The following is a 20,233-nucleotide window of genomic DNA, read 5'->3' on the forward strand; positions in this document are numbered from 1 at the left end:
CTCGCCGGCTCGCCGGGGATCGAAATGCCACCATCAGGGGCGCAGCCTGACGGACGTGCCGCCTAATCCGCCACTTTCACCACCACCTTGCCGAAGTTGTGGCCTTGAAGAAGCCCGGCAAGCGCGGCGGGCGCCTGTTCGAGTCCTTCGACGACGTCCTCGACCAGCACGACCCGCCCTTCGTCGACCCACTGCGTCATGTCGCTACGGAAGTCGGCGTAGCGGTGCGCATAGTGGTCCAGGATGATGAAGCCTTCCATCCGGATCCGCTTGGTCGCGGTCAAGGACCATTCGACGTGGCGTATCGCCTCCGGCCAGATAACAAAGCCCGGTGAAACGGTCGCGCCCCGCTGAGGGTAGCGAGCACATCGTCCAAGCCGGCGCCGCTTCGCGGGTTGGCTTCACCCGGGTGCTGGCCGATGTCCGCTTCTGGCGGAAACGGACATCGGTCCGATTGCGATACTCACGCCACTATCGTCTGAGCGTGATCAGATCTGCCCCTGCGCAACGAGCTCACGCGTGCGCAGGAGCGTCGAGTCGATCGCGGCCTTGAAGCCTTTATCGCTATCCATCCAGGCTTGCGCTGCCTGTTCTTCGGGCCTGTTGGGGGTCTTGCCGCGCAGGCCGAGGTAGGCATAGAAGCGGAGCTGCAGTTCGCCGCTCTCGTCTTCGAAAAGTTCATTGACGATCGCGCCTTCGCGCGGACTGATCACCTGGAAGAAGGTGATCTTCCTGTTCGCTTCGAACGTGATGATCTCGGTGATGTCGTCGCCCAGGATGGTGGCTTCGCGCACCAGATGCGATGCGCTTTCTTCGACCACCTCGCTGCGCGTGCACTCGCCGGGCGGAAAGAACAGCGTGGCGTTGCGTGCCTTTTCGACCAGGCCCTTCCATGCCTGGGCGTGCGTGAGGGGGGTCTGTCCGGGGGCGTTGACCGGGACGGTGGCGGAGGAATAGATCATGACGAGTTCCTGGATTGGGGTGGAAAGGCGTTCAGGCGGCCGCTGCGCTTGCAGCGAAGTCGCGATAGGTACGCAAGGGGCGTCCGAGCAGTTCGGTGAGTCGGGCGACATCCCCGGCGTCCGGCACCATGCCGTCGGTGAGGAAGCGCTCGGCCATCTGGCGCATGTCATAGGCCATCCACGCGGGCATGAACTGGCGCAGGTTCTGTTCGAAGCCCGCCGTGTCGTCGCCGCCATAGGCGATCGGGCGCCCCAACGCCTCCGACCAGAGTCGTGCGACGTCTGCGCCGGTCAGCGTATCCGGACCGACCAGATTGAGACGGGTCAGCGCGCTGCCCTCGGCTGACCGGTCGCGGGCCAGCAGTTCGAGGGCGGCGATCTCGCCGATGTCGCGCGCATCGATCATCGCCAGGCCCTTGCTGCCGATCGGCATCGGATACACGCCGTAGCCCAGCACGACGTCCTTGATCGTCAGGTCGTTGTCCATGAAGTAGGCCGGTCGCAGGATCGTGGCGTTGAAGCCCATCTGTTCGATCATGCGCTCCACGCCGAACTTGCCGGCAAAGTGCGGCACGTTGACGTAGCGGTCGCTATGGATCACCGACAGGTAGACCACGCGCTTTACGCCGGCCTCGCGGGCCACGTTGAGGGTGATCAGCGCCTGGGTGAACTCGTCGGCCACCACGGCGTTGAGCAGGAACAGGGTGGATACGCCCTGAAACGCCTGGCGCAAGGCATCGACGTCGAGCTGATCGCCCTGGGCGATTTCCACTCCTTCGGGAAGGTGCGCGTTCGCGGGATCGCGGACGAGCGCGCGCACCTTGGCGCCGCGCTGCACGAGCTGCTGGACGACGTGGCGGCCGACAAGGCCGGTGGCGCCGGTGACGAGGATGGTCATGGGTGTTCTCCGGGTTGGTGAGGAGGCTCCATGGTTGTTGATCCGTATGCGGGCCGATAGCCCATATACTTGGACCTCCTGTCTCGCTGGTGGAACACATGGACCTGCTCGCCCTGGCCGACTTCACCCTGGTGGCCCGCCACGGCGGCTTCGGACGGGCGGCCCGTGCCGCCGAGCGTCCCAAAGCCACGCTGTCCCGGCGGGTGGCGGACCTGGAGGCGAGCCTGGGCGTGCGCCTGTTCGAGCGAGGCTCCCACGCGCTGAAACTGACGCAGGAAGGACGCGCCTTGTTCGAGCGCACGGAAACCCTGCTGACGGAGATCGGCGAAGCGGCGACCTTGATCGCGTCCGGAGGCGATGCGCCGCGAGGCAGGCTGCGCATCAGTGCGCCGCTGTTGTTCTCGCAGATGGCGCTCGGCACGTTGTCGGCTCGCTTCGCCCTGCGCTATCCCGAGGTGCGCCTGGAAATCACCACGGAGGACCGCGCGGTCGACATGGTGGAGGAGGGCTACGATCTGGTGATCCGGGTCAATCCCGATTCCGACGAACGCCTGATCGGACGCGTGCTGCTGCGCGACCGCCTGGTCGCCGTCGCCAGTCCGGTACTGGAGAAGCCGGAGCCGGAGGTGGCCGCACGTGCGGTGGTGCGTGCCGGGAGCACTCCGTCGGTCTGGGACCTGACGATGCACGGGCAAGACCTGCGCATGCCGGTGGATCCGGTACTGCGCCTGGCGTCGCTGATCATGATGCGCGACGCGGTGCGGACGGGGATCGGCGCTGCGATATTGCCGTTGTCGCTGGTCGCCGACGATCTTCGCTCAGGCGCGCTCGTCCACTGGGGCGACGTGAAAGGACCGCCCATCGAAATCTGGGCGCTGTATCCCTCGCGGCGCCTGTTGAGTGCGCGCGTATCGGCATTCCTTGAGTTCTTGAAGGAAGCCTTCCCCATGGGACAACCGGAAGAACTGGCCGCCTATCTGATGGGTGGAATGGGAGCGAAGTAGGCACCAATGATCGGCATGCACGCGGAACCTGCGTTGACGTCGCTTCTTGATGAAAGGATACGATCGGTCGCTCTGGTCTCCGGGCGCCACGTCTGCGCAAGCTTGAGGTCCTGCTGAGAAAGTCCTCATCGTTCCTGATGGCGTGATGCCGGCTGTTCTTCGAGGATCGGTCCGCCAGCGCGCTTCCCTGCGACAACCGTTATCGCGCATTGCGATGCGCAGGGTTCGCGGAATCCATGCGGACACTTAAAGCAAATTTAAAAGAACCTCGCCACCATCCTGGCGAGGCGGTGCGGAAGACAAGACCCTAACGCGTCGCGCTCGCATGACGTTGCCGTAACGCCCAGGAGCCTCAACACCGGCGCGGAAGCACGACCTCGCTTACGCGTAAGGACAGCCCGGTGGCTGGATCACGCCGCACCTGACGACGCCCACGCTTCGCGAGCATGGGCACAACGCCTGTTCCTTCCTTTGCGTCGAGCCATCACGCGGCGTGCGGCTGCCTGCTGCACGACGGTCGATGACTGCGATGCCATATCCCCCAACAAGAGTGATCGAACGATGACCGATAACCTCCCGATGACATCCTCCGCCTCGCCCCGCCCGTGGCGCGGCCGCGTCGCCACGACCGCGCTGCTGATCGGCGCGCTGTTCGCATCCGGTACAACGCTGGCGCAGACCGCGCCCAAGCCCAACTGGACGCCGCATGACATGCCGTCGCAGGCCGGCCGCGTCTTCGTGGTCACTGGCGGTACCAGCGGCATGGGCTTTGAAGACGCCAAGGCGCTGGCTGCGGCCGGTGCGCACGTGGTGATCGCGGCGCGCAATCCCGAGCGCGGCCAGGAAGCGATCGAGAAGATCGAGTCGGAAGTGCCGAACGCCAAGGTGCAGTTCGAGGCGGTCGATCTGGCCAGCCTGACGTCGGTGCATGCGCTGGCGCAGCGCCTGAACCGTACGCTGCCGAAACTGGATGGCCTGATCAACAACGCCGCGGTGATGGCGCCACCCGAGCGCGGCGAGTCGGCCGACGGCTTCGAGCTGCAACTGGCCACCAATTACCTGGGGCATTTCGTCCTGACCGCGGACCTGCTGCCGCTGTTGCGCAAGAGCGACGCGCCGCGCGTGGTCACCCTGTCCAGCATCGCCGTCCATCGCGGCCGCCTGGATCTGGACAACCTTCAGTTCGAAACCTACGACGCCTTTGCCGCCTACGCGCAATCCAAGATCGCCTGCCTGATGTTCGCCCAGGAACTGCAACGGCGCAGCGATGCCGCAGGGTGGGGCATCACCAGCATCGCCGCACATCCGGGCGTGGCCGTCACCGAACTGGTCGCACGCGGGCCCGGACTGGACAGCGCGCAAGGTCGGCAGTGGTCGGCGATGAAGGACCACCTGCAGACGGCCGCCCAGGGCGCGATCCCCACGCTGTACGCCGCGACCGCGCCCGAAGCGCAGGGCGGTGCCTACTACGGCCCGACCGGCACCAATGAAATGCGCGGGCCGCTGGGCTTCGCGACGGTACCGACCGCCGCGCAGGACACGGCGATGGCTGCGCGCCTGTGGGATGCCACCGAAGCGCTGACCGGCGTGCGCTTCCGCTGATCGCCTACACGGCCAGGAGTCTCCCGTGCCCATGCCCTCCGTGTCCCCAGCGCCGGCGCCCGCTCGCCGGCGCTGGCTGAGAACGATGTTCAACCTGCGTCGCGAGGAAGTGCTGCCCGTCGTGATCGCGGCAAACTTCTTCTTCTTCGTGCTCACGGCGTTGATGCTGCTGCGGCCAGCACGCGATGCGCTGGGCATGGAGCGCGGCATCGACAGCATCCGCTGGCTGTTCATCGGCACGGCGTTGGTGACGCTTGCCGTGAATCCGGTGTTCGGCTGGCTGGTCAGCCGGCTGCGGCGGCTGCAGTTCATCGCCGTCACCTACGGTTTCTTCGCCGTCAGCCTGGTGGGTTTCTGGGCGTTGCTCGCGTTCGCGCCGGAGGCGGTCGGCCAACGCAGCGGGCAGGTCTTCTACGTCTGGTTCAGCGTATTCAATCTGTTCGGCACGATGGTGTTCTGGGCGCTGATGTCCGACCGCTTCACCAGCGACCAGGGCGCGCGGTTCTTTGCGTTGATTTCGATTGGCGGCACGCTCGGCGCGATCTGCGGGCCATGGTTGACCTCGCTGCTGGCCGAGCCCCTGGGTACGCCGAGCCTGTTGTTGGTCTCCGCCGGCTTCCTGGCGCTGGGCATCGGTGCCGCATGGTTGCTGGTGCGGGTCGCGCCGGATCGTGCATCGGCCGGTGCGTCGGACACGGCCACCTTCCCCGACGAGAGCCAACGCATCGGCGGCAGCATGTGGGCGGGTATCGGTGCGGTGCTGCGCTCGCCTTTCCTGGCGGGCATCGCCGGCTATGTGCTGCTGATGGCGGTGATGGCCACGCTGGTGTACTTCACCCGCATGCAGATGGTGGCCGACGTGGCCGCCGGCACCGACGCGCGCGCGGCCCTGCTCGGCAGCATCGACATGTGGACGCAGATCGCGGTGCTGGTGCTGCAGCTGACGCTGACCGGCCGCTTCGTCAAGCGCTTCGGCTTGGGCGTGGCGCTGGCCGTGTTGCCGCTGGCCACGGCCGTGGGCTTTCTCGGGTTGGCGGTGTACGGTTCATTCGTGGTGCTGGTATTGCTGGAAGCGGCCAACCGCGCCGTGCAGCGCGGCATCACCCGGCCGGTGCGCGAGGTGCTGTTCACCGTGGTCGCGCGGGAGGACAAGTACAAGGCCAAGGCCTTCATCGATACCTTCATGTACCGTGCCGGCGATGTGGCGGGCGCACAGGCCGAGGGCGTGCTCGGGCGGTGGGGTCTGGCCATGGGTGGCCTGGTCAGCGTGGTCGTGCCGCTGGCGCTGGCGCTGGTCTGGGCCGGGTTGGCGCTCTGGCTGGGGCGTGCGCATGCCCGAGCAAGGCGGGCATCGGACATGATCGCTGCGCCAGACAACGCTCCATCGGCGCATGAGGAGACTTCGAACCCGCCGCCCTCGATATCCCAGGCCAGGCGCCGAACAGCGAATGTCCAGCACGTTTGACCAGCGCCTCGAGGTCGGTCATCGATGTCCTTCGGATGTCGCAGGAGCGTCCGCGCCGATGTCGCGGTCCAGCAGGCAGTCGATGAAGGCACGGAGCGCCGGCAGCATGTAGCGTCGGCTGGAGTAGTAGAGGAACAGGCCCGGCACCGTCGGCGACCAATCGGCCAGGACGCGCTTGAGGCGTCCGTCGCGCAAGGCCTCCGCGATGTCGCTGTCGTTGTAGGCGTACAGGATGCCCAGCCCCTGCAGCGCGGCCGGCACGATGATGTCCTGGTGGTTCGAGATCACCTTGCCTTCGCCGAAGAATTCGATCGCCTTGGTCTTCTTCTTGAACGGCCAGCCCGCGATCTTGCCGCTGCCGGGGAAGCGCCAGTTGATGCAGGCATGGCGGCTCAGATCCGCAGGCGTTCTGGGTTCGCCGTGCCGGGCGAGGTAATCGGGCGACGCCACGGCGAGCAACTCGAAGTCCGGTGTCAGCCGGACCGCCACCATGTCCTTCTGTAGTCGGCCGCCGACCCGGATGCCGGCATCGAACCCTTCCGCTGCGATATCGCTCAGGCCGTCGTCGATGACGATGTCGAGCACGACATCGGGGTTCGCCCGCGCGAAGCGCCCCAGCCGTGGCGCGAGCACGCGCTTGGCCGCCATGCTCAGCGTATTGATGCGCAGCGTTCCCGCCGCGCGCGCACGCGTGCCCACGGCCTGCGCCACCGCGTCGTCCATGTCGCGAAGCATTGGGGCCATGCGCTCATGCAGTCGCCGTCCGGGCTCGGTCGGTGAAACGCTGCGGGTGGTGCGATTCAACAGGCGAACGCCGAGCCGCGCTTCCAGCTGGCGGATGATCTGGCTCAGGGCGGACCGTGACAGGCCCAGGTGATCGGCGGCCCGCGCGAAGCTGGCCCGGTCGACCACAGCCACGAAGGCCTTGAGTTCCGCGAATTCGGAGCCGCGCATTGTGTACTTATTCCTACATAGCCTGATCGGATAGTAGGTGATTCTCTAATCCGGGAGAACGCATCAAGCTGGTTCCGTCCCCAACCGGAGCCTTGCCATGAAAACGCTGGACCTGCCGGAGCCGATCGCGGCTTATTTCGACGCCGACCGCCAGGATGGCCAAGCCGTCGCCCGTTGTTTCACCCGCGAGGGTGTCGTCCTCGATGAGGGCAAGACCCATGCGGGTCCGGCCGCGATCGCGGCCTGGAAGAACGAAGCGTCTGCCAAGTATGCCTACACCGCCAGGCCGCACACGCTGGACACGCAAGGGCGGCGCTACGTGGTCACCAGCCAGGTGTCGGGTGATTTTCCGGGCAGCCCGCTGGATCTGCGGTACACCTTCGTACTGGAGCGCGGCAAGATCGCCTCGCTGGAGGTCGTGCCATGAACTTCGATCTCCAACTGGCGGACAAGCGCGTGCTTGTCACCGGCGGCACGCGCGGCATCGGGGCGGCGGTGGTCGAGTTGTTGTCCCGGCTCGATGCGCGGGTCGTGGCGACGGCGCGCTCGACGCCGACCAAGCCGGTCGCCGGCGTCCACTACGTGGCCGTTGACCTCGCCACGGCCGAGGGTGTTCGCGAAGGCGTCGAAGCGGCGACGGCGCAACTGGGCGGCATCGACATCCTGATCAACGTGGTGGGCGGTTCTTCGGCGCCCGCGGGAGGCTTCGCCAAGCTGGACGATGCGGAGTGGGCCAAGGCGCTCGACGTGAACCTGATGTCGGCCGTGCGCATGGATCGCGCGTTGCTTCCCGGCATGCTCGCGCAAGGATCCGGCGTGATCCTGCATGTGGCATCGATCCAGCGCCTGCTGCCGCTGCACGACGCCACGATCGCCTATGCCGCAGCGAAGGCGGCGCTGTCGACCTACAGCAAGGCGCTCTCCAAGGAAGTGACCCCCAAGGGCGTGCGCGTGGTCCGCGTCTCGCCGGGCTGGGTCGAGACGGAGGCGTCGATCGATTTCCTCGGCGGCATCGCGGCCAATGCGGGAACGGACTACGAAGGTGCCAGGCAGCTGGTCATGGATGCACTGGGCGGAATTCCGCTGGGGCGTCCGGCCAAGCCAAGCGAAGTGGCGGATCTGATCGCGTTCCTGGTTTCGCCGCGCGGGGCTTCCATCTCGGGGTCGGAACACGTTATCGACGGCGGCACCGTGCCCACGGCGTAAGCGCAGCCGATCTCGAATCGGCGTCCGGCCTGGCGCGGCGTCGACGAGAGGCTCGTCGCGAGGTGGCCGTGAAACTCGTGCGGTCTACTTCGGGCCTTTTCCCGACCGCGCGGGCGTTTGTACGTCTATCGTCCCGCTGCCATGCCCGGCATCGGCCACGGAATCACGCTTCACAAGCTGGTGCGGCACCACGTGATTGACGACCACGCGCGTGGATTTCGACGCACTCCGCAATTGGCGAAGCAGGATGTCGATGGCCGCATCCGCCATCGCGGCGATGGGTTGATGGATCGTCGTCAGCTCGGGCCACACCATCGTGGCGGCGGAAGTGTCGTCGAAGCCGACCACCGACAGATCGCGGGGTACATCGAGGCCCCGCCGATGCGCGACGGAAATGACCGCCGACGCCATGTCGTCATTGCTCGCGAAAATGGCCGTAGGTGGGTTCCGAAGGGAGAGGAGGCGCTCGGCCGCCTCCAGTCCGGAGCGATACGTGAAGTGGCCCGGCTGTACCAGCTTCTCGTCGTAGGCGATCCCGGCCTCGGCCAATGCATCCATGTAGCCCTGCGATCGGTGCGCACTGGCCGTCTGGTTCGGATCGCCCTTGATGTAGCCGATCCTCGTGTGCCCGTGTGCGATCAGGTGGGCGACCATGTCATGGCTGGCACGATGATCGTCGATACGCACGCATGAAATCGAACTGCTGAACTTGCCCGAGGCCACCGAGACCACGGGAATACCGGCCTTCACGAACTCGGCCACGATCGTCTTCGATTCGCACAACGGCGGTGGCAATATCACGCCGGCAACGCCGGTCGCGAGCTGGCGGGCGGCATCGCGGCGGGCCTGCGGTTCCAGCCCATCCCAGGCGGCGATCACCAGTTGCGCGGCCGCGCGGGCGGAGCCGCGCAACGCACCCACGAGCAACTCGCGAAGATAGTTGGAACTCGGGTTGGTGTAGATGAGCGCGATGGAGGTGTTCTGCGCAGCGGCAAGCGCGCTCGCCGCTGCATTGGGACGATATCCGAGCTCCCGCACGCTGCGCCGTACGCGTTCGCGGTTGGCATCGCGCACGCCTGCATGGCCATTGATCACGCGCGACACCGTCATCGGCGACACGCCTGCGTGCTGCGCGACCTCGTCGATGGTGACGGCGCGCCCCCTGCGGCGCACGGCCTTCGGTGTCTTGTTCACGTTTGCGGTTCTCGGCGGGTCCAGCAGTGGATGAAACAGAGGTTACTTGCGCGTGACGCGCGCTGAAATCGTTTTCTCGCACTTGCACCCGCCGCGTCGGGCAGCGTCAGGGCCGGGGTGACCGTGACTTTGCTGCGCTGCATGGTGACAACCGGGAATGTGCGTGATTAGTCTGCGCTCCAACGTGATGGTAGCGCTACCACGATTTCGAGACTACCCGGGATCGATATGAAGCCGCTGCCTGCCGCGTCGACGTCGGAATACGCGGGAAGGCCGGTATGCAAGGCAGGGCCATGAGGCCCGGCAGGTGTTCGGTCTGGAAGACGGGCCATGCCCGTGGGCGCCCCAGGGGGGGGCGATACATCCACATGATCGTAGCGAGAGGGGACATCCATGAGTGCGTGCAGTTTCCGTAGAACTCCAGACCAGAGGGCAAGTTCATGAGCCGGAAGTTGGCAAAATTCAAATCGAAGGCCATGTTCACCTTCGTCGGGGGTGTACTGGTAATCAACCCCGCGTTTGGCCAGGAAACGCAAACCCAGGCGCAAGCCCAGGCGCCGCAACAGGCGCAGGCACAGGCGGCGCCCGATGCCACGACCTTGGATTCGGTGGTCGTGACCGGCATCCGCGGCAGCCTCAGCCAGGCGATGGACATCAAGCGCGACTCGGCCGGCGTCGTGGACGCCATCAGCGCCGAGGACATCGGCAAGTTCCCCGATACGAACCTCGCCGAATCGCTCCAGCGCATCACCGGCATCTCGATCGAGCGCCGGGACGGCGAAGGCGCGCAGGTCACGGCGCGCGGCTTCGGTCCGCAGTTCAACATGGTGACCCTCAACGGCCGCCAGATGCCGGGTGCCGACGCGTTCGGCGCGTCCGGTCAGGTCGCGATCGGCGGTGTGGATGGCGGCACGCGCGCGTTCAACTTCGCGCAGCTTGCTGCAGAGGCGATCAACGGCATCGAGGTCTACAAGACCAGCCAGGCACAGGTGCCCAGCGGCGGCATCGGCGCGACCATCAACATCCTCACCGCCCGGCCCTTCAACTATGAAGGCGTCGTCGCGAATGCGGGCGTGAAAGCCGTCTCCGACCAGAGCGAGCCGTTCGACAACAGCATCACCCCGGAACTCTCGGGCATCTTCAGCTACACCAATCCTGACAAGACCTTCGGCGTGAGCCTGAGCGCGAGTCATCAGAAGCGCAAGGGCGGTTCGGTGCAGGCGACGGAGAACTACTGGAACGTGCAGCCGTGGACCGGGACCATGCCCGGCAATCCGAATGTCGTCAATGCGCCGGCCATCGGCGATCTGTACGCGCGTCCGAACGACCTGCGCTATGCGTTCTCGGAGTTCGAGCGCGAGCGCGTCAACGGCCAGGCGGTGGTGCAGTTCGCGCCGACCGACAGCCTGACCCTGACCCTCGACTACACCTACTCGACCAACGAGATCACCGAGAATCGTGGCGAGCAGGCGATGTGGCTGCAGAACAGCAACTACACCGACATCGAGTTCGACACCAGCGGCGCCGTGGCCACCCCGATCTACATCCGCGAGATCGCCGGCACCAAGGATTTCGGCCTTGAGCAGCAGCGCAGCATGCAGAAGTACAAGCTGGGTTCGCTGGGCCTCAACGCAGCATGGGACGTCAGCGATAACTTCCGGCTCACCTTCGATGCCCACAACTCGAAGAACGAAAGCCGGCCCAACGATCCGCTCACGGGCGGCGGCTCGATCTTCATGAGCATCGCCGGCACCAACAACTGCACGACCGGACCTCACTGCGGCGGCTCGTGGGTGCAGGAGCTGGTCTTCAACAACGGCTTGCCGGTGGGCACGCAGACCTGGTACCCGTCTACGGCCGATGCCGTCGCCGGCACCAACGGGGTGGTCAATCCCGGTTTCGTGGAAGGCGAAGTCGGCTCGCAGGTGCTGCGCATCAACGCCCAGACCCAGGTCAGCGAGATCAAGCAGGCGCGCATCGACGGCGAATGGAACTTCGACCGCGGCCGATTCCAGTTCGGCGTGGACACCAACAAGTCGACCACGCATCGCATCCAGGCGGCCGAGGCTTACTCGACCCTGGGCGACTGGGGCGTGGCCAACGTGGATGCCGATACCGCAGCCGGCCTGATGGACCTGTTGCAGCCGGTCAACATCGGCAGCATGTTCGACGACTACAGCGTGACCAGCTGGCCGGGCTGGCGTGGCGACGCAGGCGAACTCGCCCAATGGGCGGCGGACCAGTATGGGGTGGGCCTGGGCGTCAGTCCGCAGCGTGCGGCCGACAACCGGGTAGAGGAGAAGACGCACTCGGCCTACTTCCAGGTCGAACTGGAAGGCGACCTGGGTGGCATGCGCACCAACACCCGGCTCGGGGTGCGCTACGAGACCACCGATGTGGTGTCCACGTCGGTGATCGCGATTCCCGAAGCCATCGAATGGCAGGCGAACAACGACTTCCGGATCGTCCTCTCCGACGAGCAGCAGCCCTTCAGCGAGCGTGCGAGCTACAGCTACATCCTGCCCAACCTGGACTTCAGCATCGATTTCACCGATGAGCTGAAGGGCCGTGCATCGTTCGGCAGGAGCATCGCGCGTGCGCCGTACGGCAACCTGTATGCCGGCCCGGGCGCGCAGCAGCCGTTCGGTTCGGTGCTGATCGATCCCTCGGTGCGCGCGAGCGGCAATGCGCAGAACCCGGCCCTGAAGCCGCTGGAATCCGACAATCTCGATCTGGCGCTGGAATGGTACTTCGCCGATGCGAGCTACGTGTCGGTGACCTACTGGAACAAGCAGGTCGCCAACTTCATCGGCAATACCGTCGGCCAGGAATCGCTGTACGGACTGCGCGACCCCACCTCCGGCCCCGATGCGCAGACGGCGCTGGCCTTCCTCACCAGCGCGGCGTGCGTGGCGCAGGTCGGTGCCGCCAACGCCTCAGCCTGTTCGGCGAACGATACCTCGCTGTTCACGGCGCTGGCGTTGCTGCGGAACGACCCTGCGGGCTTGGCGGCTTTCAACGGCACCGGTGCGCAGCAGCTGGCGACCGAAGCGGCGTACAACCTGTACGGCGAGGCCGACGATCCGCTGTACCAGTTCAACGTCAACCGGCCGATCAACCAGAACGACGCCCGGCTGCATGGCTGGGAAATCGGTGGCCAGTACTTCTTCGGCGATAGCGGCTTCGGCGTCCTGGCCAACTACACTGTGGTCAACGGCGACGTGGGTTACGACGATGGCGGCGATCCGTCCATCGACCAGTTCGCACTCACCGGCCTGAGCGACACGGCCAACGCCATGCTGATGTACGAAAAGTATGGCTGGTCGGTCCGCCTTGCGTGGAACTGGCGCGACGAGTACCTGATCCTCGCCAACCAGGGCGCCAGCCGCAATCCGTACTACGTGGAGGAGTACGAGCAGTGGGACCTGAGCGTCAACTACACGCTCAACGACCACTGGTCGTTCGGGCTGGAAGCGATCAACCTGACCGGTGAGGACGTGCGCTGGCGTGCGCGCACCGACCAGATGATCGTCAAGCTGGCCGACCAGGATCCGCGCTACATGCTGGGCGTCCGTTACAAGTTCTGAGTTTGGCGATAGACGCCCTCTCCGGATATCGCCGAGCGGGACCGCTGCGCGAGCAGCGGTCCTTTTTAACGAGGTCGGCCCGATCCGGGACTGGCGCGGATGCGATCGGCCGGCGGTAGTATGGGCCGACGGTATTCGACCCCCGAGACGAACTGACGATGGCCCGCTACGAGTTGCTCAACAACGTATCGCACAAGGACCTCCGCATCGCGACCGGTTTCGGTCCCGAGTATGGCGACGATGTCGGGATGGTGCCGGCGTTTCCCAGCGAGTTCGCCGAGTTGCAGCGGGAATATCCGATCTTCCTCCGCAAGGACCCGGCCGAGGGCACGTGGCAGTCGGTCGCGTTGCTGGGCTTCGAACAGCGCGAAAACCTGTTTCTGCGCGACGGCCGCTGGAACGCGAGCTATCTCCCCGGCGCCGCCGCGAAGGGTCCTTTCCTGATCGGTTTCCAGGAGCAGCGGATCGACGGCGAGCTGCGCCAGGAAGCGGTGATGCATGTGGATGTGGAGCATCCGCGGGTGAACTTCGCGGTCGGTGAGCCGGTGTTCCTGCCGCAGGGCGGCAACACGCCGTATCTCGATCACGTGGCGGACGTGCTGCGGGGCATCCGCGACGGCAGCGCGTTCGGTAACGGGATGTTCGCGGCCCTGGACGCCGCGGGTCTGATCCAGCCGGTCAGTCTCGACGTCCAGCTCGACGGACAGCACCGCGTGGCAGTCAATGGACTGTATGGCATCGACCGGGAACGGCTGGGCGCGCTCGATGCGTCGACGCTGCATGCGCTCCATCGCGCTGGCTATCTCGAGGGCGCCTACCTGATGCTTGCTTCGCTGCACAACGTGCGCCGTCTGATGGCCGAGAAACAGCGCCGCCTGCGCGCGCAGGAAGCCCCGGCATCCGGCGGGCATTGACGCGATGGCGGACGGCCAAGCCATGCGCGTGCTGCACGATGCCAGTGCCGAGTCGCTGCCGCTGGACGCACTGCTCGACGCCGGCCAGCCCGTCGTATTGAAGGGGGTCGCGCGTGATTGGGGGCTGGTCCAGGCAGGCCTGCGCTCCGTCGACGACGCCTTGACGTATCTGCGTAGCTTCGATGCAGGCGTGCCGGTCCAGTACTCGTTCGGTGACGCGGACATCCGGGGGCGTCCGTTCTACAACGACGACTTCACCCGGTTGAATTTCGAGGTGCGGCGGGGGCGCCTTGCCGAGGTGTTGGAGGGCATTGCGGCCCATTTCGAGGATCCGCATCCGCCGACGTATTACGTGGCCTCGCTGTTGGTCGACCGTGCATTGCCGGGGTTCGCGGCGGCGAACGGACTGCCTCTGGCGCGCTACGGCATCGATGCGCCGCCGAGCATCTGGATCGGCAACCGCGTCGTCGCCTCCTGCCATTTCGATGCTCCGGACAACCTCGCATGCTGCGTCGTTGGCCGGCGCCAGTTCACCCTGTTCCCGCCGGACCAGATCGGCAACCTGTATCCCGGCCCGCTCGAGCCGACGCCCGGGGGTCAGGTGGTCAGCGTGGTCGATTTCGACCGGCCGGACTTCGAGCGCCATCCCCGGTTCCGGGATGCGCTCGCCACCGCGCAGACCGCGACGCTCGAACCGGGCGATGCGATTTTCATCCCCAGCATGTGGTGGCATCACGTGCGCAGCCTCGAGCCGTTCAACGTGCTGGTGAACTACTGGTGGCGCCGTTCGCCCGCGTTCCTGTCGTCGCCGCTGCCGGCGCTGCACCACGCGTTGTGGACGTTGCGCGATCTGCCCGAACGCGAAAAGCGCGCATGGGCGGAAATCTTCGACTATTACGTGTTCGGCCCGGCCCCGCGCGCGGGCGAGCATCTGCCGGAGCCCGGCCGCGACCTGCTGGGGCCCATCGACGAACCGCGGGCCAGGCGTATCCGCGCCATGCTCATCAACCGCCTCAACCGCTGACCCCGGGAGTGACTGCAGTGGATTTTCCAGACGCGCCAGAAGGGCATATCCGCAACGTGGTAATCGCCGGAGGCGGCACGGCGGGCTGGTTGGCCGCCTGCGCGCTGTCGCACCAGTTCCGCGACCGGCTGCGGATCACCCTCGTGGAATCGGAGCAGATCGGCACCGTGGGTGTCGGCGAATCGACGGTGCCGCCGATCCGCACGTTCCATCGTTTTCTCCAGATCGACGAGCAGGAATTCCTGCGGGCGGTGGCGGGCACGTTCAAGCTCTCCATCTCGTTCGAGAACTGGCGGCGGCCGGGCGAGCGCTACATCCACCCGTTCGGGATCACCGGCCAGGGCACGTGGGCAGCGGCTTTCCATCACTTCTGGCTGGACAGCCTGCGCCGTGGCATGCCATCGGAGCTCGGCGATTTCTGCCTGGAGACGGTCGCCTCGCGCGGCGACCAGTTTTCCCTGCAGACGCAACCGCAGGTCAACTACGCATACCATTTCGACGCGGGGCTGTACGCGAAGTTCCTTCGCCGCATCGCCGAGGGCTACGGGTTACGGCGCGTGGAAGGCAAGATCCGCGAAGTCACGCAGCATGCGCATGACGGGTCGGTCGCCGCCATCGTGCTCGAGGACGGGCAGGTCATCGAAGGCGATCTGTTCATCGATTGCACCGGATTCCGTGGCTTGCTGATCGAACAGACGCTGCAGACCGGCTATGAGGATTGGAACGAATGGCTGCCCAGCGACCGCGCCGTGGCGGTACAGACCGAATCCGTCGGGCCGCCGGTGCCGTACACGCGCGCGATCGCGCACGAGGCCGGATGGCGGTGGCACATCCCGTTGCAGCATCGCGTGGGATGCGGGCTGGTGTTCTCCAGCCGCCACATGTCCGACGACGAGGCGCGCGCCAAGCTGTTGCGGGATGTCGGTGCGCCCGCGATCCGCGAGCCGTGGCTGGTGCCTTTCCGCACCGGGCGCCGGTTGAAGGCCTGGAACAAAAACGTGGTGGCGCTGGGACTGGCCAGCGGTTTCATCGAACCCCTGGAGTCGACCAGCATCCATCTGGCCATCAGCGCCGTGGTACGCCTGGTGCAACTGTTCCCGTTCGACGGCATCGCTTCCTCGCTGGTCGAGCTGTACAACGAGGTGAGTCGCGCCGAGATGGAGCATGTGCGCGATTTCATCATCCTGCACTACCACGCCACACAACGGGACGAGCCGATGTGGAAGGCGTGCCGCGAAATGGCGCTGCCCGAATCGCTGGAAATACGCCTGCGCGCGTGGCGGGAGCGTGCCCATGCCTGGCAGGACCCGGACGAGCTTTTCCGGGTCGATTCGTGGACGCACGTGCTGCTGGGCCAAGGCATCCAGCCCGGACCGCCCCATCCCCTGGCACGCGCGTTGGCCGACGACGACCTGCGTACGCTCCTGGCTTCCATCCGCCGCCCCATCGAGAGCGCGGTAGCGACGATGCCTTCGCAACAGGCGTTCATCGATCGCTATTGCAAGGCCGGACCCGACGTATGGGGAAACCGTCCTGTCCCGCGTTGATGGGGCGGACGGGCTAGTCTCATGCTGATGCACAGGCACCCTGATATCCGGGTCGCGCGGCAGGCGATCGGACGCGAGGGTGCGCCGCTGCTGATCATCGACAATCTGCTGGCGGATCCGGAGCGCATGGTGCGCAAGGCCGCGACGCGCCAGTACGTCAAGATGGCCACGATGTTCCCCGGTATTCGCGCACCGGCGCCCGCTTCCTATGAAGCCTTCCTGCAAGCGACGCTCAATCCCCTGCTGCGCGAGTGCTTCGATATGGAGCCGGGCCGCTTCGTGTTCCCCATGTGCCACTTCTCGTTGGTCACGCAACCCGCGACGCACCTGCATTTCCTCCAGCGCATTCCGCATATCGATTCGGTCAGCAGGAACGGACTGGCGACCGTGCACTACCTGTTCCGCGGCGGTTGGGGCGGAACGGACTTCTACCGCCATCGGCGCAGCGGATTCGAGTACGTCGATGAGCAACGTCATGGCACGTACTTCGAATACCTCGCGCAGGAGCGTCGTCTTGAAGGCGAAACGCACGCGGGGTACATCAACGGCGATACGTCGATGTTCGAGCGCGTGGCGAGCGTCGAAGGCGTGTTCAATCGACTGATCGTGTACCGCCGGAACTCGCTGCATTCGGGACGGATCGAAAATGCGCGGGCACTCTCGGCCGACCCCGTTACCGGTCGTTTGTCCATCAACGCCTTCATCGACGTCGTGCACTGAAGGGCGATCCGCAACCCGTCGGAACAGAGGGCCTGAGCGGCGGTCAAGTTGCTGTTTTCAATGGGATTCTGCGGTGCAGCACGCTTTTTTCTTTGGTGCTGGTTAGAGTGTCGTCGCATTGGATCGGGGCACCCCGATCGTGGCGGTGGAGAGGCGATTCAGGGGTTCGCCTTTTTTTACCGGAAAAAATGGTAGCGCTAACTTTTCGTGTGGGAGGCATCGGGTCAATGGCTTTTACCGCTGGAATCGACGCGGGTACGCAGAGCCTGAAGGTGGTGGTCTACGACCCCGCCGCGCGCACGCTCGTGGCCACCGCCAGTGCGGCGCTTGACCTGATCAGCGGGGATGACGGCAGCCGCGAGCAACACGCGGCTGATTGGGTGGCCGCGATGCAGGCCTGCTTCGACCGCATCGACCCGGCCGTGCGCGCACGCATCGCCGCGCTCGCCGTATCCGGGCAGCAGCACGGTTTCGTGCCGGTGGATGCCGATGGCGACGTGTTGGCCCTGGCCAAGCTGTGGTGCGACACCAGCACGACCGCCGAGTGCGCGCAGATCATGGACGGCGTGGGCGGTTCGACAGCCACGATTGCGCTGGCCGGCAATCCCATCCTCGCCGGCTATACCGCCTCGAAGCTGCCGTGGACGAAGACGCATCGCCCCGAGGCCTACGCGCAGCTGGCGACGATCCTGCTGCCGCACGACTACCTCAACTTCGTGCTGACCGGGCAGCGCTTCTGCGAATACGGCGATGCCTCCGGCACCGGCTGGCTCGATGTGCGTACGCGCACCTGGTCGAAGGACCTGCTGCGCGCGACCGATCCGGAGCGCGACTTGAGCGCCTGTCTGCCGCCGATCGCCGCGCACGACGCACTGTTCGACATCGATGCGGCGGCCGCCGCACGCCTGGGCCTGCCCGCCACGGCGAAAGTCGCCGTCGGTGGTGGCGACAACATGATGGCGGCCATCGGTACCGGTTGCGTGGAAGAGGGTCGGCTGGCGATGAGCCTGGGCACCTCGGGCACGCTGTTCGCCTACTCGGACACGCCGGTGGTCGATCCCGACGGTGCCTGGGCCGCGTTCTGCTCTTCCACCGGCGGATGGCTGCCGCTGATCTGCACGATGAACTGCACCGTGGCCACCGAGCAGGTGGCCAAGGCCTTCGGCTTCAGCACACGCGACGGCGACGCGCACTTGCAGGCCACGCCGCCCGGCGCGGACGGGCTGGTGATGCTGCCCTTCCTCAACGGCGAGCGCACGCCGGACCTCCCGTTGGGCAAGGGTGTGCTGGCCGGACTGGATGCGACGAACTTCTCGCCGGCGCATCTGTATCGCGCGGCGATGGAGGGGGCGACCTACAGCCTGAAGTACGGCTTCGATGCCTTCGTGCGGGCCGGCATGCGCTTCGATCGCATCGTGCTGACCGGCGGCGGCAGCAACAGCGCGGCGTGGCGCCAGCTGGTGGCCGATGTGTTCGGCCTGCCGGTCGATGTGCCGGTGCAGTCCGAAGGGGCGGCTTTCGGCGCGGCGCTGCAGGCCCTGTGGGCGTTGGACAAGGCGCAGGGTGGCCAAACGTCCATCGCCGAGCTCGCCCGTCAGCACGTGGCCCTCGATCCGGCGTTGTCCGCCACCCCCGAATCCACCCGCGTGCCGGCCTACGCGGCGGCGTACCAGCGCTTCCTCCAATACCTCGATGCCGTCACCCCGCTGCAACGCGGCTGACGCCCCTCACGCGATACCTCGCACAACCACAGGAACACCGCATCATGAGCACGCAGCCCTTCATCGGCGCCAAGGAATACTTCCCCGGCATCGGCCGCATCCCCTTCGAGGGCCGCGGTTCTGACAATCCGCTCGCGTTCAAGGTCTACGACGCGAACAAGAAGATCGGCGGCAAGACGATGCAGGAGCACCTGCGCTTCGCCGTCTGCTATTGGCACACCTTCTGCAACGCCGGCCACGATCCGTTCGGCCCGGGCACGCGCCACTTCCCGTGGGAGGCCGGTTCGCCCATGGCCACGGCGGAGGCCAAGGTCGATGCGGCGTTCGAGTTCTTCACCAAGCTCGGCGTGCCGTACTGGTGCTTCCACGACATCGACCTGGCCCCGGATGCCGAGGACATCGGCCAGTACGAGAAGAACCTCAAGCACATGGTCGGCCTGGCCAAGGCGCGCCAGGACGCCACCGGCATCAAGCTGCTGTGGGGTACGGCCAACCTGTTCTCGCATCCGCGCTACATGAACGGCGCCTCGACCAATCCCGACTTCGCCGTGGTCGCCCGCGCGGCGGTGCAGGTCAAGGCCGCGCTCGAAGCCACGGTCGAACTGGGCGGTGAGCACTACGTGTTCTGGGGCGGCCGCGAAGGCTACGCCTCGCTGGTCAACACCGACATGAAGCGCGAGGTGGCGCACTTCGCCCGCTTCCTGACGGTGGCGCGCGATTACGGACGCAGCATCGGGCTGAAGGGCAACTTCCTGATCGAGCCCAAGCCGATGGAGCCGATGAAGCACCAGTACGACTTCGACAGCGCCACCGTGGCCGGCTTCCTGAAAGAGCACGGGCTGGAGAAGGACTTCAAGCTCAACATCGAGGCCAACCACGCCACGCTCTCGGGCCACACGTTCGAACACGATCTGCAGGTGGCTTCCGATCATGGCCTGCTCGGCAGCATCGACGCCAACCGCGGCAACGCGCAGAACGGCTGGGATACCGACCAGTTCCCCACCGACCTGTACGACACCGTCGGGGCGATGCTGGTGGTCTTGCGCCAGGGCGGCCTGGAGGGTGGCCTGAACTTCGATGCCAAGGTGCGCCGCGAATCGACCGACCTGGAAGACCTGTTCATCGCCCACATCGGTGGCATGGACGCGTTCGCGCGCGGCCTGGAAGTGGCTCACGCGCTGCTGACCGAGTCGCCGTGGGAACAGTGGCGCAAGGACCGCTACGCCAGCTTCGACAGCGGTGCGGGCAAGGACTTCGAGAACGGCGCGCTGGGCCTGGCCGAACTGGCGGCGCTGGCCGCCAAGCAGGGCGAACCCAAGCAGATCAGCGGCAAGCAGGAACGCTACGAGAACCTGCTCAACCAGTACCTGCTGCGCTGAGCGCGTGAAAACGGCTTCCGCCCGCGGTGGCGGGCGGAAGCACCGGCAGCAGGTCG

17 protein-coding genes are annotated in these 20,233 nt (G+C 66.1%); 12 read left to right on the top strand and 5 right to left on the bottom strand.

The window, feature by feature from the left end; all coding sequences use genetic code 11:
• Positions 1-62: 62 nt before the first annotated feature.
• The 3 genes from AC23D6_RS02275 to AC23D6_RS02285 all read right to left on the bottom strand — a co-directional run bounded on the left by AC23D6_RS02275 (position 63) and on the right by AC23D6_RS02285 (position 1,860).
• Positions 63-320 carry a zinc-binding dehydrogenase gene (locus AC23D6_RS02275; protein WP_487752549.1) on the bottom strand — a complete coding sequence of 86 codons (258 nt, stop codon included), beginning with the start codon at positions 318-320 and terminating at the stop codon, positions 63-65.
• A gap of 168 nt (positions 321-488) precedes the next feature.
• On the bottom strand, positions 489-962 hold the full coding sequence (locus AC23D6_RS02280) for an AtaL-like protein (protein WP_487751226.1): 474 nt from the start codon (positions 960-962) through the stop codon (positions 489-491).
• Positions 963-993: 31 nt separating this feature from the next.
• Positions 994-1,860 (bottom strand): SDR family oxidoreductase, encoded by an 867-nt coding sequence (locus tag AC23D6_RS02285; protein ID WP_487751227.1) that lies wholly within the window; start codon positions 1,858-1,860, stop codon positions 994-996.
• A gap of 98 nt (positions 1,861-1,958) precedes the next feature.
• On the opposite strand from AC23D6_RS02285, the gene AC23D6_RS02290 reads away from it, so the two are divergent.
• The 3 genes from AC23D6_RS02290 (at position 1,959) to AC23D6_RS02300 (ending at position 5,931) form a co-directional block, all read left to right on the top strand.
• Positions 1,959-2,864 carry a LysR family transcriptional regulator gene (locus tag AC23D6_RS02290; protein ID WP_487751228.1) on the top strand — a complete coding sequence of 302 codons (906 nt, stop codon included), beginning with the start codon at positions 1,959-1,961 and terminating at the stop codon, positions 2,862-2,864.
• 561 nt (positions 2,865-3,425) lie between these two features.
• Positions 3,426-4,466 (top strand): SDR family oxidoreductase, encoded by a 1,041-nt coding sequence (locus tag AC23D6_RS02295; protein WP_487751229.1) that lies wholly within the window; start codon positions 3,426-3,428, stop codon positions 4,464-4,466.
• Between the two features lie 31 nt (positions 4,467-4,497).
• Positions 4,498-5,931 carry an NTP/NDP exchange transporter gene (locus AC23D6_RS02300; RefSeq protein WP_487752550.1) on the top strand — a complete coding sequence of 478 codons (1,434 nt, stop codon included), beginning with the start codon at positions 4,498-4,500 and terminating at the stop codon, positions 5,929-5,931.
• 18 nt (positions 5,932-5,949) lie between these two features.
• Here the strand turns inward: AC23D6_RS02300 and AC23D6_RS02305 are convergent, their stop codons facing one another.
• Positions 5,950-6,885, bottom strand: coding sequence for a LysR family transcriptional regulator (locus tag AC23D6_RS02305; protein WP_487751230.1), 936 nt, complete (start codon positions 6,883-6,885; stop codon positions 5,950-5,952).
• Positions 6,886-6,982: 97 nt separating this feature from the next.
• Here AC23D6_RS02305 and AC23D6_RS02310 point away from each other — a divergent pair, with 97 nt between their 5' ends.
• Both AC23D6_RS02310 and AC23D6_RS02315 read left to right on the top strand, forming a co-directional pair.
• Positions 6,983-7,312 carry a nuclear transport factor 2 family protein gene (locus AC23D6_RS02310; protein ID WP_487751231.1) on the top strand — a complete coding sequence of 110 codons (330 nt, stop codon included), beginning with the start codon at positions 6,983-6,985 and terminating at the stop codon, positions 7,310-7,312.
• Positions 7,309-8,091 (top strand): SDR family oxidoreductase, encoded by a 783-nt coding sequence (locus AC23D6_RS02315; RefSeq protein ID WP_487751232.1) that lies wholly within the window; start codon positions 7,309-7,311, stop codon positions 8,089-8,091. The genes AC23D6_RS02310 and AC23D6_RS02315 overlap by 4 nt, the downstream gene beginning before the upstream one ends.
• Before the next feature lie 84 nt (positions 8,092-8,175).
• On the opposite strand, the gene AC23D6_RS02320 is transcribed toward AC23D6_RS02315, so the two are convergent.
• Complete coding sequence (locus tag AC23D6_RS02320; RefSeq protein ID WP_487751233.1) at positions 8,176-9,285, bottom strand: LacI family DNA-binding transcriptional regulator; 1,110 nt, start codon at positions 9,283-9,285, stop codon at positions 8,176-8,178.
• A gap of 440 nt (positions 9,286-9,725) precedes the next feature.
• On the opposite strand from AC23D6_RS02320, the gene AC23D6_RS02325 reads away from it, so the two are divergent.
• The 7 genes from AC23D6_RS02325 (at position 9,726) to xylA (ending at position 20,177) form a co-directional block, all read left to right on the top strand.
• The gene (locus AC23D6_RS02325; protein ID WP_487751234.1) at positions 9,726-12,872 is read left to right on the top strand and encodes a TonB-dependent receptor; all 3,147 of its coding nucleotides are present in this window, start codon (positions 9,726-9,728) and stop codon (positions 12,870-12,872) included.
• 158 nt (positions 12,873-13,030) lie between these two features.
• On the top strand, positions 13,031-13,786 hold the full coding sequence (locus tag AC23D6_RS02330) for a SapC family protein (RefSeq protein WP_487751235.1): 756 nt from the start codon (positions 13,031-13,033) through the stop codon (positions 13,784-13,786).
• Between the two features lie 4 nt (positions 13,787-13,790).
• Positions 13,791-14,810: a cupin-like domain-containing protein gene (locus tag AC23D6_RS02335; RefSeq protein ID WP_487751236.1), complete on the top strand. Its 1,020-nt coding sequence runs from the start codon at positions 13,791-13,793 to the stop codon at positions 14,808-14,810.
• Between the two features lie 56 nt (positions 14,811-14,866).
• A complete protein-coding gene (locus AC23D6_RS02340) occupies positions 14,867-16,357 on the top strand; it encodes a tryptophan halogenase family protein (protein WP_487752551.1) in 1,491 nt (496 codons plus the stop codon).
• A 21-nt stretch (positions 16,358-16,378) separates the two neighbouring features.
• Positions 16,379-17,077 carry a DUF6445 family protein gene (locus AC23D6_RS02345; protein WP_487751237.1) on the top strand — a complete coding sequence of 233 codons (699 nt, stop codon included), beginning with the start codon at positions 16,379-16,381 and terminating at the stop codon, positions 17,075-17,077.
• 227 nt (positions 17,078-17,304) lie between these two features.
• Entirely contained in the window at positions 17,305-18,798 is a 1,494-nt protein-coding gene (gene xylB, locus AC23D6_RS02350) for a xylulokinase (RefSeq protein ID WP_487751238.1), read from the top strand.
• A 44-nt stretch (positions 18,799-18,842) separates the two neighbouring features.
• Positions 18,843-20,177, top strand: coding sequence for a xylose isomerase (xylA, locus tag AC23D6_RS02355; RefSeq protein ID WP_487751239.1), 1,335 nt, complete (start codon positions 18,843-18,845; stop codon positions 20,175-20,177).
• Positions 20,178-20,233 lie beyond the last annotated feature (56 nt).

The sequence above is a fragment of the Pseudoxanthomonas sp. G3 genome (assembly GCF_057654715.1).